This is a genomic window from uncultured Rhodoblastus sp., assembly GCF_903903185.1.
In the GTDB taxonomy this organism is placed as follows: Bacteria; Pseudomonadota; Alphaproteobacteria; order Rhizobiales; family Beijerinckiaceae; genus Rhodoblastus.
In genome coordinates this window covers 17,903-33,152 of sequence record NZ_CAIUXT010000068.1, presented here as the reverse complement: position 1 = coordinate 33,152, position 15,250 = coordinate 17,903, and the positions used below count along the sequence as shown (strand labels likewise).

Here is a 15,250-nt window from a genome sequence, read left to right as displayed (position 1 = left end):
ATGAAACTCGACGAATTTGAAGCCGCGTTTCTGGCCGCCGGGCGCCTCACGAAGAGCGCCGGCTTCGCCGATCTGGCGCGCGCCACTGTCACCGCTCTTCGAGAGGTCGATTCTCGCATCGCCGCGCTGGAAAAGCAGGCCGCCGACGAAATGGCCGCGCGCTATGGCTTTGGCACCTGCGACAGCGACCGCGCGCGAATCTCGCAACTCGAATCCGAACTTGCCTCGCTTCGCGCGTCCGAAAGCTCTGCGGGCCTCGCCAAGACGCTTGAGCGCGGCTGCGCTACCCAAGGTACAAAAACCGAACAAAGCCCGCCAGCGGGCCGCGCTGTCGATTGGAGGCAATGACGATGACCGAACTGAGGAAACTCGTTACGGACGGCATGAACAAATCTACGCCTCCGTTCGCGCCGCCGCCGCCCCCCGATCTTCCGCCGCATCTGCGACTCGCGGTTGATACCGTGAAGGCAGCCTTGCGCGACGCCAAGACGGCGGCGGCCCGGCGCGCGGCCGAGCGCCAGGGAGAGGAAGTTATCAGCCTACTGGCGATGCACGTCGCATCCCTTCGCGCTGAGGCGGCGATCAAGACCGCGCATTTGAAGCCGCTGCGCTTCCCTTGAAAGGTGAAAACAGATGACCACAAGCACAACTCAGACCGCGACCGGCGCCGTAACCATGGTGACGATGGTTCTCGCCAACGGCGGAAATGTCCCCACGCAAATCCATCTCGACGCCGAGTCTGTCAAACCTGCGGCGGACGGCTCGATTTTGGTCAATTCCAAATACGCTCCCGCGCTCATGCAGGCCGGTTGGGCGTTCAAGTATCCGGGCGGCGCATCGGTCCCCGTCGTGTAAATCGTTTTCGCCCGGCGCGCATGGCGGGCGAAAGAGCGGCGGCGCTGCGATGGCTTTCCGTGGCGCCGCCGCGCAATTTTTGAAGGGAACGGGAAATTGCCCAAGGGAATCCCCGCCAATCCGCCGAAGACGAAGCGCCCCAGGAACTGGCGAAGCGGCCCGCAATGCCTCATCTGCAACCATCCTGACCGCGCTCGGCTTGAACTCTTGCGCGCGGGCGGCGCGTCCTTCGACTCACTGTCGAAAAAGTTCGAGGGCTTGAGCCGCGACCAGATTTGGCGTCATTGGACGAATCATGTCCCGAAGGAACGCAAGGCCGAACTGCTTGGCGGGCCGGGCCTCAGTTCCGAGCAATTGGCGGAAAAGGCCAACGAAAAAAGCATCGGCCTTCTGGATTCGTTCGACCACGTGAGGGCCCGCCTCTTCAAATCCTTCGACGCGGCTTGCGACGCTGGCGACAGGAACGGGCAAAGCGTCATAGCGGGCCGGCTTCTGGAAACCTTGCGCGAGATCGGCAAGCTGACGGGCGAAATTCGCCAGCTCGCTCCGGGCGGCGTGACGATCAACAACAACGTCGCCGTCATGTCGAATCCCGCGATTGTCGAATTGCAAGCGACAGTCATCCGCGCGCTGGCGCCCTTTCCAGAGGCTCGCGCCGCCGTCATTTCCGCCCTTCGCCGGCTTGAGGGCCATGCAGCGCCGCCCATGATCGAAGTCAGGAAATGCGAGGCGATCGATGTTGCCGCAGAATGACTCTTCGATCTTTGGCCAGTTCGCCGCCGCGCTGGAAAATTCATGGCGCGCGAAGGCCAGGCCCGAACAGGTCGAACCGGAAGGCGATTGGTCGATCTGGCTCTATCTGGCAGGCAGGGGCAGCGGCAAGACGCGGGCCGGGGCGGAATGGGCGCTTGAACAGATCGCCGCCGGCAAGCGCCGCATCGCCTTGGTTGCGCCGACTGCCGGCGATGCCAGAGACGTCATGGTCGAAGGCGAAAGCGGGATTTTGGCCTGTTCGCCCGATTGGAACCGGCCGGTCTATGAGCCGTCCAAGCGTCGCCTGACCTGGGCGAACGGGGCGCAAGCCGCGACCTATTCCGCCGACGAACCGGAGCGCCTTCGCGGGCCGCAGCATGACGCCGCGTGGTGCGACGAACTGGCGGCGTGGCGCTTCCCTGAGGCTTGGGACATGCTGCAATTCGGTCTGCGGCTTGGCTCGCGTCCGCGCTGCATTGTGACCACGACTCCGAAGCCGACGAAGCTGATTCGCGACCTCATCGCGCGACATCCGCGCGACGTTGCGATAACGCGCGGCCGGACGGCGGACAATGCCGCGAACCTTGCGTCCTCGTTTCTGTCGACCGTCGAACGCCAATATGCAGGGACTCGGCTTGGCCGCCAGGAACTCGACGGCGAGCTTTTGACCGATACGCCCGGCGCGCTCTGGACGCGGGAAATGATCGAAAGGGCGCGCGTCCGGTTTGTCGATTTGCCCGAAATGCGGCGCATCGTGGTTGCGATCGATCCGGCGGCGACAAGCGGGGAAGATTCGGACGAAACGGGAATTATCGTCGCGGGCCTTGGCCAGGACGGCAAGGGCTATGTGCTTGAAGATCGCAGCGGGCGCATGACGCCGACAGAATGGGCGCGCGAGGCGGTTGCGGCCTATCACAAACACCGCGCGGACCGGATCATTGCCGAAACGAACAACGGCGGCGAAATGGTCGAAAACACCATCCGCGTCATCGATCCATCCGTCTCCTACAGGTCCGTTCATGCCTCGCGCGGGAAAATCGCGCGCGCGGAACCCGTGAGCGCCCTTTATGAGCAAAACCGCGTCTTTCACGTCGGCGCATTTCCAGCGCTTGAGGACCAAATGTGCGAATTTTCGCCCGGCGGAATGGCCGGCGGCGGAAGCCCGGACCATTTGGACGCTCTGGTTTGGGCTATGTCGGAATTGATGGTTGGCGCCCCGGACGGTCTGGAAAACTTCCTCGGATTCTTGCGCTTGGAAATGGCTGCGCAGGGGCGCGGCGGGCTCATAGACGGTCAGGCGGGCGCTCTGACCCACCTTCGCGCGCCGGAAGGTCCTTCAACCGTCTATCTGCGTTCCGGCCAATGCTTGGCCATTCCTGCCGATCGCATCATTGAAGTTGCGGACGAAGAGGATGCTTTGCCGCTCCTCGCGCATGGTTTTACCAAGGAGGAGTCGCAATGAGCTTTGGAGGTCCAATCAAAAAAGGCGATCAAATGTCGCCGCGCGAAGAAGAAGTTTTTCGTTTCCTCGGCGCCGGCCTCATGAACAAGCAAATCGCCTATGAGCTGGGAATCGGCGAGGCCACCGTAAAAGCGTTGGTTTCGACGGTCCTTCGAAAGACAGGCACGTGCACCCGGTCACAACTCGCCCTGGTCTGTCACGGTATCTCGCTCGCGGAAGAATTGACCAAGGCCAGGGCTGCGATGATCGATCGGAACCCGCCGCCCTTGTGCTTGCCGGCGCAGGTTGTCGAGAGCGACGCGCCGGGGCTTCTGGCAGCCGGAGTCGCACAAATCGAGGCGGCTGCCGGGTGAAAAAGTCGCTGGCGTGCAGACGACGGCTGCGGATGCGCTGGCAAACGCTTGCCGCCGTAACTGCTTCGACCTGTAAGCCTAGCTTTCGACCCACGATCATGGCATAATGATAAAATTCCATAAAATCGCATGGTTCTCGTTCGGTGACTGGCGGGAGCGGCATCCGTTCTCCGGTCGCCTGCACGATCTGTCGTCGCCAATCCCTTCGCCTTTGCCTGTTCGACAGGTTGCGCTGGCGTGAATTGGCCATTCTGGAGCAATTCGTGCGCCCGCTCGTAACGTAAGCTTGAGATAAGCGTACGGCGCGACAAAAAGTTAATGAGAGCTAAAGAAAGCGCCTATATAGGAGACACGATGCACGAATCTCTTACGCGCCCTGAGCACCTCCCGGACTATCGTGACCCTCCATTGAACGAGGTGGTCATTGGTGTTCAATTCGTGCCCGCGCGTGGCTATCAACAAATCCGGGCGGGAGAGGTTTGGGGACTTTACCGGGCTGATTTCCCTCTCGTCGAAGAACAGCCGCCTATACCGCCGTCATTTGAAACTTTTGGCCTCTCGCCAGCCGGTCCAATGATCAATTTTGGTTTTGTGACAGGCGCACAGCATGACCGTTTTTGGTTTCTCACGCCCAGTAAGGATGAACTGATTCAGTTTCAGCATGATCGATTGCTGCATAATTGGCGGAAAGTTGGCGACCAATCCAATCAATATCCGCGTTTCGAAAATATGATAGTCAAATTTGATGACGAGTTGCAGCGCCTAGAAACGTATTTTAGCGGGCTATCTGTGCAATCTCTAAATTGTAACCAAGCTGAAATTTCCTATATTAACCACATCAATATAGACAAGAGCGAATCAAGCGCCGTCAAGGATTGGTTTCGAGTTCTTAATCTTGGTGATTGGCCGATAGACGATGTTTCGGCCACTTGGCGCCGCACACTAAGAAGCGATCATGAGGGGCCGTACGGTCGCCTGTCCTGCGAATTGGCTTCCGCGATTGACCCACGCGGACGCCGAATTTTTGTTCTGACTTTGACGGTGCGAGGGCGCCCGTCCGGCTCATCGATCGTCGCATCGATCGATTTTTTGAAGCGGGGCCGTGCCGTGATAGTAGAGGAGTTTACTGCAATCACCAGTGATTCGGCCCACAAAATCTGGGGGAGGCTCATTTGAAACGAGCAGAGACCAGCGCAGCATTCACACGACATTTACAAACAATAACAAATGCTAACGTCGCTTCGCATTCAGCCTTTTCGTCGCGAATTATTTCTGAGCCTCTGCACAATTGGAGGCGAGAAGTTATGTCCCGACTCGGGGAGTTGTGTAAGCTTGAAGACGGATGGGATGGTTATTGCGCGCCCGCCGTTTCCTTTTTCAACGCGACTTTTGCTCTGAATATGCTGGGTTCGGCCTGCCCAATGGACGCTCCGGCGCCGCAAATTGTTCCTGGGCCCGACGGTGACCTGCAGATTGAGTGGCACACGGCGGCGATGGATATCGAACTCCACGTCATCGGGCCATATGACGTCCATGCGTGGAGATTGAGCGCCACGGCCGCCGAAGATGGCGAAGAGTTTCATCTGACGAACGATTTTACGATCGTGGCCGGCTGGCTTGCTGAAATGTCGGAGGCCGCCATTGCCGCTCGATCCTCCGCCGCGTGATGCAAATGGCGAAATTGTGCCGCACGACCATCCTGGAATTGGCGATGGCGAAGGTGTGATCCGGCGCATTTCGCCTCTTCTCTGGGTTTATGACGAGAAAATACAGGCCGAGCGCCCGTCATCCATGGCTGTTAAGCCATCGAGTGGCCCGAACGGAGGAATGTCAGTTGATCTGCAGCATTTGATCGAAGAGGCCGGACACGATCCCAAAACCTTCATTTTGACGCCGCCCTACATCGGCGCACTTCGCTTCTTGGCAGGAGCCCTGCGAGAGCAAGGACTAAAGGTCGGCTATGAGCCTATCATCCCGGCCAATCCCTTCCACGGAGAGGTTTGGGGCACATTTTCGAAAAAGGTCCAAAACAAACTCTTGTCCATTGCCGAAATTTTTGTGGTTCCAAACAAGCCTAAATAGGCGCGTTTTGGACGAAGGTCGATTATAATTGGGCAGTCGGAGCTATGCTCACCCGCGCGGCGTCTCGCCAGAGCGGCTTGTCGAGATGCCCTTGTGCTTGCCAACTTCAACGGTCGGCAGCGGCTATGCTGCGCGGCGTAAGGCGAAAGTTTTTCCGCCGTCCGTTGTCGTCACAAAGCCGACGCGGGCGAGCGCGGCGAGGATGGCGGCGATCTTGTACGAGACTTTGCGGCCCTGCTTGAAGGCGCGGGCCAGGGCGTCGGCGTCGAGCGGGGTTTCGGCCGAGGCCAGCGCCGCCATGACGGCAGCGGTCTGCATTACATCTTCGGCCGGGAAGCCGGGCTTGGGGCCGGCCGGAGCGGCGGATTCGACCGCCATTCCGCCGCCGACCAGATCGAGTTCGGCCTTTTCCTTCGGCGAACCGAAGCGCGGGATTTGATAGTCCGGGCGAAGCCAGCGGATCAGGCCGCGCGCTTCCTCTTTGGCCCGCTCCTTGTTGAGCGCGACGAGGCTGGCCAAAATCTCTTCGTCGGCAAGATTTAGCGGCCAGCCATAGGCGTCTGCGACGGCGGCGTCCAATTTCTCGTGCAACTCCTTGAGGATCAGCACGAGGCCGTCGTCGAAAATGCGCCGGTCGGCGTCGTCGAGCGCCTCTGGCGCCGTGCCGCCCTTGAGCTTTTCCAGCACGTTATAGAGCCCGGTCAAGGTCAGATGCGGATGATCGGCAAGCACACGCTTACGATGGGCGTCGAGGTCTTCGGCTACAGCGCGGATGCGCTGCTTTTGCACGTCGTCGGCGGCGGGGAATGGGAAGGGGTCGAAGCAACGGGATTTTGAATAGCGCGGATCGTTGCCAATTCCGAGCCAGGCACCCGCGCGCAATGCCCAAGAGACATGCCATCTCGATGACAAGACGCCCAAGGCAAACGCGTCCGGGAGCGCAAACCCAATCACCATATGATCGTGAACGAAGGCCGTGTCGATGAATTGAAAAATGCGGTGTTTCGCCGTCTCCGTTGTGCCGACAAAGCGGGCCGTTCCGGCCAAAGCGTCGCGAAAATCGCGACGTGGCTTCGCAAACTTCCACCAGTTGCGCGCATACTCCCGTGCGTCGCGAACGGATGTTCGAGCTGCGACAGCTTCTCGTTCGACCTTCACTGTGATTGAAAGGTGTTGATAAATCTTCGGATGTAAATTGCGAAGGTCATCAACATCAAAGCCGCAGCAATCAATTATTTGTCGGCCAGGCCACCCATAAAGCAGGTCGCGACCATTGATGTAAGGGCGAATAAATTTGGTGTCGACGCCCGCGCCCTGTTGCGTAAAGTGCGAAGCCTCCGATTTTGACAGAACGAAACCGCGGCCAGCCAAAAGCATTCCATTACTTGACACGCCGGTGTTCGATTTCAACTTCGTAACCGACGTAAGGTCGGCGCCAATCGTTAAATCCGAATTCACTCTTCCGTCTTGGGTGCCGAGGTCAACGACAGGGGCATCAGTATCAAGCGCCGCTTCCCGGACCACCTCATGGAGGGTGCCTAATTTTGTTCCCGCTTCAGCTACCGTCATAGCAATACGCACAGCAGCGGCGTCGGGCGATATTTTGATCCATGGATGATCGGGCACAGCCCAGATAATCGATATCGGCTTTTTTGCGCCGATATGCCGTTCGATTACTCGACGATTGAAAACCTGGGTTAGGGAGTTGGTCGTCACAAAGCCGAAACGCCGCAGGACGGTTTTCGGCCGGATCAAAAGCTCGGCTGCATGATCCCACCAAAACATAACGAAATCAGCGCTCTCGTTCATGTCCTTATTCGCTGCCCAAAGAGCATCGAGATACTTTTGGCCGAACGCAGCGCGCATCAATCCCCCCTTGCCGATAAAGGGCGGATTGCCGACGATATATTCCGCCGGCGGCCAGTCCGGGCGGCGCGGCTTGTCATATTGGTAGACTTCGACCAGTTCGCCTTCGGCGTTGTGCCGCGTGATCGGCTTCCCCGCCGCGTCGCGCGCCAGTGAAATGTCGGCTTCGAGCACGGCGTCCTTGACCGCGATGTTTTTGAAGGCGCGGAGAATCGGTTCCGGCGGCGGATCGGCGCGGGTTCTAAAATGCCATTGCAGGAAGCCGATCCATAAAACCAGTTCGGCGATGGCGGCGGCGCGCGGGTTGATCTCAATTCCGAGAAACTGATGCGGATCGACGTTCTGGCGGTCAAGCCAGGTCGCTTCTTCCTGCCCGCCCAAGGCCTCCACCACGTCGATGACTTCGCCCTCAAGGCGCTTCATCAATTCCAGCGCGACATAGAGGAAATTGCCGGTGCCGCAGGCCGGGTCTAGAACGCGCGTCGCGCAAAGCGTTCCGTGGAATTTTACAGCTATGGCGCGGGCTTCCTTGAAAATTTCGTCGCGCCGGTCGTCATGCTTGCCTAACGCGGCGATCTCGCCTTTCTTGCGCTCAATGGTCGCCAGCGAATTGGCCCATTCGGCGCGAAGCGGTTCGATGATCGTTGCCACGACAAGGCGCTCGACATAAACGCGCGGGGTGTAATGCGCGCCGAGCCGGCGGCGTTCGTTCGGGTCCAACGCCTGTTCAAGCAGGGTTCCGAATATCGACGGGTCCACGTCGCGCCAGTTATAGGACGCGGCCTGCCGCAGTTCGCCGATTTCCTCGCGGCCCAGCGGAAGAACGGTGCGACGGCTGAAAAACTCGCCATTGAATTTCGCCACTTTCCTGCGGATCGCATGGGCGTATAGGCCCAAGTCCATGGCCTCCCAAAGTTGGCCGACATCGGGCCGAAACGTGTCGGGGTCGCTCTCGCAACGTTCCAGCACGTCCTTGAAGGACTTTTCGGGCAGGAGGCCGACGTCCTCGGCGAACATGGTGAAAAGGCAGCGCATAAGGAACATCGCGACCTCTTCGGTCGGAAATCTTTGCGCCTCCAACGCCTTGGAAACAGCCGCCAGACGTCGGGCAATGTCGCGCGTGACGCGCGCCGATTTTTGCGCCGGATCGAGCGTGAGGGGATTGGACCAGATCGTCGCGAGACGTTCCCGCACCTCAGGTCGGCGCAAGTCCTCAAGAAAAATGCGAAACGACTGGCGGTCGGGGAATTGGTCGAAGGCTTTGCCGTCGCGCCGGAAGTTGGCATAGACCTCGAAGCAATGGCCGACATCGCAGACGATGACGAAGGGCGGCGGCTCATGGCTGGCGGGCAACAAGCGGACGTAATTTTCGGCCTGGCTGCGAGCATTGACCATCAGCACGTCCCACGCGAGACCCGACCCGCGCCGCCCGCGCGCTGGCGTTTCGGCGACGAACAGATCGGCCTGGCCGTGGACCTCCTTGTCGCCGCCCTTCTGTTGACGGGACTGCTTGGCCTCCAGGACGAAACAGTCGCGCTTATAAAGATCGATCCGGCGCGACGCGACAGCGCCGTCGCGGCTGGGCTCCTTTACGACGCGCTCGAAAACATAATCGTTGGTTTCGGGATCGCCGGCCGGGTCCGGCGGAGGCAGTCCGAGCACGTCGCACAACTCGCGCAGGAACATCGCGTAATTGGCGCGTTCCTGACCGCCATCGCGCCCCTGCCAGCGGGCGACGAACGCATCGACTTTGTTCAAGAGTGAGGCTGAGGCTGGCATGATGACGTCTTGGGGAAAGCGCATTGGCCAGCATAGCGGGCGCAGACGCCGCGTCCATCATTAGCTTGCATCAATGCGCGGACCGACCGGACTGCCACCCGGCGGCAATCTCGCGGCCGTGACGCCAGACTGGCGCGAGTACAAGGCGCAAGGCATGGGCCGTATGTGAGGGCCGGCGATGCTGACGAGCAACAGCAGCATCAGGCTGACGAAACGCTGACGCAAATTTCAGCGTCTTTTTTTATGCCCGTAAGTTATTGATTTTATGGAGGCCTCGCCCGGAATCGAACCGGGGTGCAAGGATTTGCAGTCCTCTGCGTAGCCACTCCGCCACGAGGCCTCAGGCGCCGAAACACGAAATCGTCGTCGACAGGACGCCTATAGCAGCAAGCCGCGCCTGGCGGCAATAGTCTAACCGCGTTCGACCATTTGCTTCCAACGGCCCCCGCCGCCCTTCAGGCCGGTGTCGTGAAAAAGTCTTTTTGGGCTTTTCATTCCTAATTCACGCTGCTATACGCCGCTCATCGCGAACGTGATCCCTGATAGCTCAGTTGGTAGAGCAAGCGACTGTTAATCGCTTTGTCGCAGGTTCGAGTCCTGCTCAGGGAGCCACCTCCCCTTTACCCGCAAGGTATGTCGCTGCGACGCATTTTTTCCTCGCGAGAACACGTTACCGTTTCGCCTGAACGGGCCTCGTCGTTTCCAGCGTCGCAACCGTTCGAATTTTCGGAAAATATGACCTTCCACCATTTCTATGGCGCCCCGCCGCCAGAACTCGCCGACATCGCCGCCGATGCGCGCCAATTTTCGCCGCTGCGCCCCGCTTCCGGCGACCTCGAGGCAATTGCCCCCGGCGCGCTGCCCGATCTCGTCATGTTCGCCCCGCCCGGCGCCATCGAACGTCGCCGCGCCCTCGCCCTGGCCCTGCGGGCATTGGCGCCGGGCGCGCCTTTTCTGGTCATGGCCCCCAAGGACAAGGGCGGCGGTCGGCTGGCGAGGGAACTTGCGGAACTCGGCTGCCCCGCCCACGAAACAGCGAAACGTCATCATCGCATCTGCGCCGCCGCCGCCACCGGTGACCCGAAAGCCCTCGATGCCGCTATAACCGCCGGGGCGCCGCGCTTTTCCGAACTTCTCGGCCTGTGGACCCAGCCAGGCGTCTTTGCCTGGGACCGGATCGACAAGGGAACCGCGCTGCTGCTTCGCCATCTGCCGGAATTTGCCGGGCGCGGAGCCGATTTCGGTTGCGGCCTCGGCCTGCTTGGCCATGCCATTCTGCGGTCCGGGCGCGTAAAAAACCTGACCCTGGTGGATAGTGACCGGCGCGCCGTCGCGCTTTGCCGTCATAATGTCGCCGACGCGCGTGCGAACATCGTCTGGGCAGACGCGCGCGACTTGCAGGGGTTGGAGCCGCTCGACTTCGTGGCGATGAACCCGCCCTTCCACGAAGGCGGCGCGGAAAGCCGGTCGCTCGGCCTCGCCTTCATCGACAAGGCCGCCACCGTGCTGCGCAAGGGCGGCCAGTGCTGGCTGGTCGCCAATCGTCATCTCCCTTACGAGGCGGCGCTGGCCCGCAGTTTTCGCGAAGTCCGCGCGGTCGCCGAGGAGGGCGGCTACAAAATTGTCGAAGCGCGCAAATGAGTTCCCCGAACAAAAGCGGTTTTCCGCGAAGCGCCTGTCGGCTCGACCGTCTGCTCGCCAATCTCGGCTATGGCTCGCGCCGCGAAATCGAGATTCTGGCTCGCAACGGCCGCATCAGGCTCGACGGCGCGGTTTTGCGCGAAATCGGGCGCGTCGCGCTCACGCCCGACTTTTCCGCCCGGCTAACGGTGGACGGCGAGGCCCTCGACCCCCTGCCTGGCATGGTCTTGATGATGCACAAGCCGCCTGGCGTCACCTGTTCGCACAAGGAGGCCGGGCCTCTGGTCTATCGCCTGTTGCCCGAACGCTGGCGGCGACGCGATCCCGCGCTTTCCACTGTGGGAAGGCTCGACAAGGAAACCTCCGGCCTGCTTCTGCTGACCGACGACGGCGCGATTCTGCATAAAATCATCTCCCCGCGCCGAAAAGTCGCCAAGATTTATCGCGCCTTGCTCGCCTGCGATTTGGGCGGCGAAGAAGCGGACCTTTTCGCCTCCGGCGCGATGATGCTGGAAGGGGAAGACAAGCCGCTGCGTCCGGCCGGCTTCGAAATTCTTGGCGCCAGGGAGGCGCGGGTGACGCTTAATGAAGGCCGTTATCATCAGGTGCGGCGGATGTTCGCCGCTGTTGGCAATCATGTCGTCGCGCTGCATCGCGAGACGCTCGGCGGCTTGACCCTCGACGAAAATCTCGCGCCGGGCGCCTTTCGCCTGCTCGACGCACTCGAAATCGAGGCGATTTTCGCCGCGCCGGCAATATCGGACTGACGCCGCGCGCCGACTTGGGTTTTCAACGGGGCTTGACGAAGCCTTCGAACCACGTTCGTTTGGGCGGGCCCATTTCCCGCCGGAACCCGCCTTGGCCTCGCAGCAATCCATCGTCGATTTCATTCTCGAACAAGCGGCCGGCGCGGGGCCGTTGCGGGCGAAAAAAATGTTCGGCGAATTTGCGATCTATCGAAGCGGCCGGGTGATCGCTCTGGTCTGCGACGATCGGCTTTACGTAAAACCGAGCGAGGCCGGGCGCAAGCTGCTGGCGGCGCCAAGCGAGGGCGCGCCTTATCCCAAAGCCCGGCGCCATTTGTTGATCGGCGAAGAATGTTGGGAAGATCAGGAATTCATGACCCGGCTCTTCGTCCTGACCGATGAAAGCCTGGCGCCACCCACGCCGAAAAAGCCGCGTCCATCGGCGCGCGGCAGGAAACCGGATTGATCCCCTTGCCCCAGCCGACCGCCCTGCTCTGGTTTCGCAACGATCTGCGCCTCGCCGACAATCCGGCGCTGGCGGCGGCCTGCGCCAGCGGCTTGCCGCTGCTGTGCCTCTACATTCACGACGAACGTAACGCAGCAATCGGCGCCCTTGGCGGCGCCAGCGGATGGCGGCTGAATCTTGGCCTCCGGGCGCTGGCCCAGGAAATAGCGCGCCGGGGCGGCGAATTGCATTTCTTGCGCGGCGCCGCGGAACAGGCGCTGCCCCGTCTGGCCGAAAAAGCGTCGGCGGTCAAAATTTTCTGGAACCGGCGCTATGGAGCGGAGGAAATCGCACAGGATAAGCAACTCAAGGCTTTGTTGCGCGCGTCCGGCCGCGAGGTTGCAAGCTTCAATGGCGCGCTTTTGGCCGAACCCTGGGAGGTGGCTACTAAGGACGGCGGCCCCTTCAAGGTTTTCACGCCGTTCTGGCGCGCCCTGCGAGCGAATCTTGTCCCGTCGAGGCCTGCCCCCCCGCCGGAAGCACTTCGTCCCGCCCCATGGCCGCTGGATGCGCCGCCGCGAACGGCGCTCGCCGATCTCGCTCTGGCGCCGAAAAATCCCGACTGGGCGGGGGCGTTTCCCGATCCGGCCGCAGGCGAGGTGTTGGCGTTGCAGAGGTTGCATGATTTTCTGGACCGGAAACTCGATGCCTATGCCGCCCTTCGCGACCGCCTGGACCAAGACGCGACCTCGCGCCTGTCCGCCCATCTGCATTTCGGCGAAATCTCGCCGCGCCAGATTTTTCATGCCGTCAGCGCTCGCGGCGGCGGCGATAAATTTCTGTCCGAACTCGGCTGGCGCGAATTTTCCTACCATCTGCTCTTTGCCTTTCCCGATCTTGCCAGCCGCAACTTCAATCCGCGCTTCGACGGCTTTCCCTGGCGGCGCGACGAGGCGGCGCTGACAGCCTGGAAGCGAGGCCGGACCGGCTATCCGGTGGTCGACGCCGGGATGCGCGAATTATGGGCGACCGGATCGATGCATAATCGCGCCCGCATGGTCTGCGCCTCGTTCCTGACCAAACATCTCTTGATCGACTGGCGCGAAGGCGAAGCCTGGTTCCGGGATACGCTCGCCGACGCCGACGCCGCCAATAATTCCGCCAGCTGGCAATGGGTCGGCGGCAGCGGAGCCGACGCCGCGCCCTTCTTTCGCATTTTCAATCCGGTGCTACAGGGCGCGAAATTCGATCCCGACGGCGCCTATGTCCGCCGTTTCTGCCCGGAACTTGCGGGCTTGCCGAATAGTTTCATCCACAGGCCATGGATGGCGCCGCCCGCCGTCCTCGCGGGGGCCGGCTTCGAACCGGGGCGCAACTATCCCGCGCCGCTGATCGACCACGATTTCGCCCGCCGCCGGGCGCTTGCGGCTTTCGAGCAAATTTCCGGCGGCGGGTCGGCATGAATTGTCTTGCCAGCCATGATCATTATCGGGCGGCGCGCCTGACGCCGACTTCGGCAAGCGCGCTTCTGCACGACGCGCCGACATCGGCAAGCCGCCGATGCATGCAGGTAGCGACGGCCGAGGCGCGCGCGGCCTGGCTGCAAAGGCGATGCGCATCCGCCTCGCATCGATGCGTGACGGCGACGAAACGGGGAAGCCTCTGGCCGCAGGAACGCGAAAGGCGTCCGGAATGGTTATCGAAACAAGCCCTCACGCTCGCGCCGTCGGGCCTGGCGCCGCCGCAGGCCGATTTGATCGCCAGTTTGCAGGAGAGATTCGAGGCCGTCGCGGGTTGCACAACGCAAGCCGCACCAAGAAACACCAAAGCGGCGGCGAGGGCCGAGATTCCAACCAAAATTTTCAAATCCTGTCTCCCCGCTCGCGATCTTGTCGCCAGAAAACCGGACCGCAAGTCCGCCCAACTCATGCCCTCAGGCGCATCCTTTTCCGCAGTCAAACGGAGGCAAGCGCCAAGCCAGTCCGAGTTCTCGCCATCGCGCAGCGACGGGTCGCCCTTGCGTCGCAAAACGGTAGGCGATTCGTCGTAATTCCCTTGTCAGGGACGACCGACGCTTGCGCGCGGGGTACGCCCCCGGTAGCATCACTTAGCATTTCCATTGGGGGCGTCATGCGAGTCACGGATTCGGTTCTTGGCGCCATCGGCAACACCCCTCTGATCAAATTGCGTCAGGCCTCGCAAGCCACCGGCTGCGACATCTACGGCAAGGCGGAATTCATGAATCCAGGTGGATCGGTCAAGGATCGCGCAGCCCTGGCGATCATCCAGGACGCGATCGCCAAAGGCAAGTTGAAGCCCGGCGGAACCATTGTCGAGGGCACCGCGGGCAATACCGGAATCGGACTGGCGCTGGTCGCCAACGCCCTGGGCTTTCGCACCGTGATCGTCATTCCCGACACCCAGTCGGAAGAAAAGAAAAGCTTTTTGCGGATGCAGGGCGCGGAATTGATTGAGGTTCCCGCCGTCCCCTATTCCAATCCCGACAATTACGTGAAGGTTTCCGGCCGGCTTGCCGAAAAGCTGGGACAAGAAAATCCCAGTGGCGCGATCTGGGCCAACCAGTTCGACAATGTCGCCAACCGGCGCGGCCATGAGGAAACCACGGGGCCGGAAATTTACCGGCAGCTGGACGGCAAGCTCGATGGCTTCGTCTGCGCCGTGGGAACCGGCGGCACGCTGGCCGGCGTCGGCATGGCGCTCAAGGCGCGTGACGCGCGGATCAAGATCGCCCTCGCCGACCCGATGGGCGCCGCGCTTTACGCCTGGTACACTTCGGGCGTGCTCAAGTCCGAGGGCTCGTCGATCACCGAAGGCATAGGACAGGGCCGGATCACCGCCAATCTCGTCGACGCGCCGATCGATGTCGCCTACCAGGTCGCCGACGAGGAGGCTTTGCCGTTAGTGTTCGATCTCGCCGAATATGAGGGCCTGCTGCTCGGCGGCTCCTCGGGGATCAATATCGCCGGCGCGATTCGGCTGGCGCGGGATCTTGGCCCCGGCCACACCATCGTCACCATTCTTTGCGATTCTGGCGCCCGCTACGCTTCCAAGCTGTATAATCCGATTTTTTTGCGCGATAAAGACCTGCCGGTTCCGGGCTGGCTGCGAAAGCGCCCGGACTGACGCCACGTTTTTCCGCAGATTCTTGCCTGCGGTGAAAAAATACGCCCATCGAGATCGGGCTTATGCGAGGGATTCGTCGATCGCGACGATGCTCGAAAGAGGGGTTTCGATCGAGGGGCAGCGT

At 61.2% G+C, this 15,250-nt stretch carries 15 protein-coding genes, 2 tRNA genes and 3 pseudogenes; 16 read left to right on the top strand and 4 right to left on the bottom strand.

The window, feature by feature from the left end; genetic code table 11:
• From QZY01_RS06095 to QZY01_RS06055, 9 genes and pseudogenes are all read left to right on the top strand, one after another.
• Positions 1-348, top strand: a complete 348-nt coding sequence (locus tag QZY01_RS06095; RefSeq protein WP_294534636.1) for a hypothetical protein — start codon at positions 1-3, stop codon at positions 346-348.
• On the top strand, positions 345-620 hold the full coding sequence (locus tag QZY01_RS06090) for a hypothetical protein (protein WP_294534634.1): 276 nt from the start codon (positions 345-347) through the stop codon (positions 618-620). Before QZY01_RS06095 ends, QZY01_RS06090 begins: the two co-directional genes overlap by 4 nt.
• Positions 621-633: 13 nt before the next feature.
• Positions 634-855 (top strand): hypothetical protein, encoded by a 222-nt coding sequence (locus QZY01_RS06085; protein ID WP_294534632.1) that lies wholly within the window; start codon positions 634-636, stop codon positions 853-855.
• 96 nt (positions 856-951) lie between these two features.
• Positions 952-1,608, top strand: a complete 657-nt coding sequence (locus QZY01_RS06080; protein ID WP_294534629.1) for a hypothetical protein — start codon at positions 952-954, stop codon at positions 1,606-1,608.
• Positions 1,592-2,824, top strand: a pseudogene (locus QZY01_RS06075) (terminase family protein); the annotation flags it as partial. The gene QZY01_RS06080 and the pseudogene QZY01_RS06075, both read left to right, overlap by 17 nt.
• Before the next feature lie 278 nt (positions 2,825-3,102).
• Positions 3,103-3,423 (top strand): helix-turn-helix transcriptional regulator, encoded by a 321-nt coding sequence (locus QZY01_RS06070; RefSeq protein ID WP_294534627.1) that lies wholly within the window; start codon positions 3,103-3,105, stop codon positions 3,421-3,423.
• A 354-nt stretch (positions 3,424-3,777) separates the two neighbouring features.
• Positions 3,778-4,599 carry a TIGR04255 family protein gene (locus QZY01_RS06065; protein ID WP_294534624.1) on the top strand — a complete coding sequence of 274 codons (822 nt, stop codon included), beginning with the start codon at positions 3,778-3,780 and terminating at the stop codon, positions 4,597-4,599.
• A gap of 128 nt (positions 4,600-4,727) precedes the next feature.
• A complete protein-coding gene (locus tag QZY01_RS06060) occupies positions 4,728-5,090 on the top strand; it encodes a hypothetical protein (RefSeq protein ID WP_294534623.1) in 363 nt (120 codons plus the stop codon).
• The gene (locus QZY01_RS06055) at positions 5,065-5,505 is read left to right on the top strand and encodes a hypothetical protein (RefSeq protein WP_294534620.1); all 441 of its coding nucleotides are present in this window, start codon (positions 5,065-5,067) and stop codon (positions 5,503-5,505) included. The genes QZY01_RS06060 and QZY01_RS06055 overlap by 26 nt, the downstream gene beginning before the upstream one ends.
• 123 nt (positions 5,506-5,628) lie before the next feature.
• On the opposite strand, the pseudogene QZY01_RS06050 reads toward QZY01_RS06055, so the two are convergent.
• Positions 5,629-7,869 (bottom strand): annotated as a pseudogene (locus tag QZY01_RS06050) (DNA methyltransferase); the annotation flags it as partial.
• A 186-nt stretch (positions 7,870-8,055) separates the two neighbouring features.
• Between QZY01_RS06050 and QZY01_RS23845 the strand changes: the two are divergent.
• Positions 8,056-8,262 (top strand): hypothetical protein, encoded by a 207-nt coding sequence (locus QZY01_RS23845; RefSeq protein ID WP_342394879.1) that lies wholly within the window; start codon positions 8,056-8,058, stop codon positions 8,260-8,262.
• Between the two features lie 6 nt (positions 8,263-8,268).
• On the opposite strand, the pseudogene QZY01_RS23840 reads toward QZY01_RS23845, so the two are convergent.
• A pseudogene (locus QZY01_RS23840) lies at positions 8,269-9,057 on the bottom strand (type IIL restriction-modification enzyme MmeI); the annotation flags it as partial.
• Positions 9,058-9,416: 359 nt separating this feature from the next.
• Positions 9,417-9,490, bottom strand: a tRNA-Cys gene (locus tag QZY01_RS06040).
• 196 nt (positions 9,491-9,686) lie between these two features.
• Between QZY01_RS06040 and QZY01_RS06035 the strand changes: the two genes are divergently transcribed.
• The 5 genes from QZY01_RS06035 to QZY01_RS06015 all read left to right on the top strand — a co-directional run bounded on the left by QZY01_RS06035 (position 9,687) and on the right by QZY01_RS06015 (position 13,445).
• Positions 9,687-9,762 (top strand) — tRNA-Asn (locus QZY01_RS06035).
• Positions 9,763-9,885: 123 nt separating this feature from the next.
• Complete coding sequence (locus tag QZY01_RS06030) at positions 9,886-10,791, top strand: class I SAM-dependent methyltransferase (protein ID WP_294534618.1); 906 nt, start codon at positions 9,886-9,888, stop codon at positions 10,789-10,791.
• Positions 10,788-11,558: a pseudouridine synthase gene (locus QZY01_RS06025; protein ID WP_294534616.1), complete on the top strand. Its 771-nt coding sequence runs from the start codon at positions 10,788-10,790 to the stop codon at positions 11,556-11,558. The genes QZY01_RS06030 and QZY01_RS06025 overlap by 4 nt, the downstream gene beginning before the upstream one ends.
• A 91-nt stretch (positions 11,559-11,649) precedes the next feature.
• Complete coding sequence (locus QZY01_RS06020) at positions 11,650-12,003, top strand: TfoX/Sxy family protein (protein WP_294534613.1); 354 nt, start codon at positions 11,650-11,652, stop codon at positions 12,001-12,003.
• Positions 12,000-13,445 carry a deoxyribodipyrimidine photo-lyase gene (locus tag QZY01_RS06015; protein WP_342394877.1) on the top strand — a complete coding sequence of 482 codons (1,446 nt, stop codon included), beginning with the start codon at positions 12,000-12,002 and terminating at the stop codon, positions 13,443-13,445. The genes QZY01_RS06020 and QZY01_RS06015 overlap by 4 nt, the downstream gene beginning before the upstream one ends.
• Positions 13,446-13,467: 22 nt before the next feature.
• Here the strand turns inward: QZY01_RS06015 and QZY01_RS06010 are convergent, their stop codons facing one another.
• On the bottom strand, positions 13,468-13,848 hold the full coding sequence (locus QZY01_RS06010) for a hypothetical protein (RefSeq protein ID WP_294534610.1): 381 nt from the start codon (positions 13,846-13,848) through the stop codon (positions 13,468-13,470).
• Positions 13,849-14,112: 264 nt separating this feature from the next.
• Here QZY01_RS06010 and QZY01_RS06005 point away from each other — a divergent pair, with 264 nt between their 5' ends.
• Positions 14,113-15,126, top strand: coding sequence for a cysteine synthase A (locus QZY01_RS06005; RefSeq protein WP_294534608.1), 1,014 nt, complete (start codon positions 14,113-14,115; stop codon positions 15,124-15,126).
• Positions 15,127-15,250 lie beyond the last annotated feature (124 nt).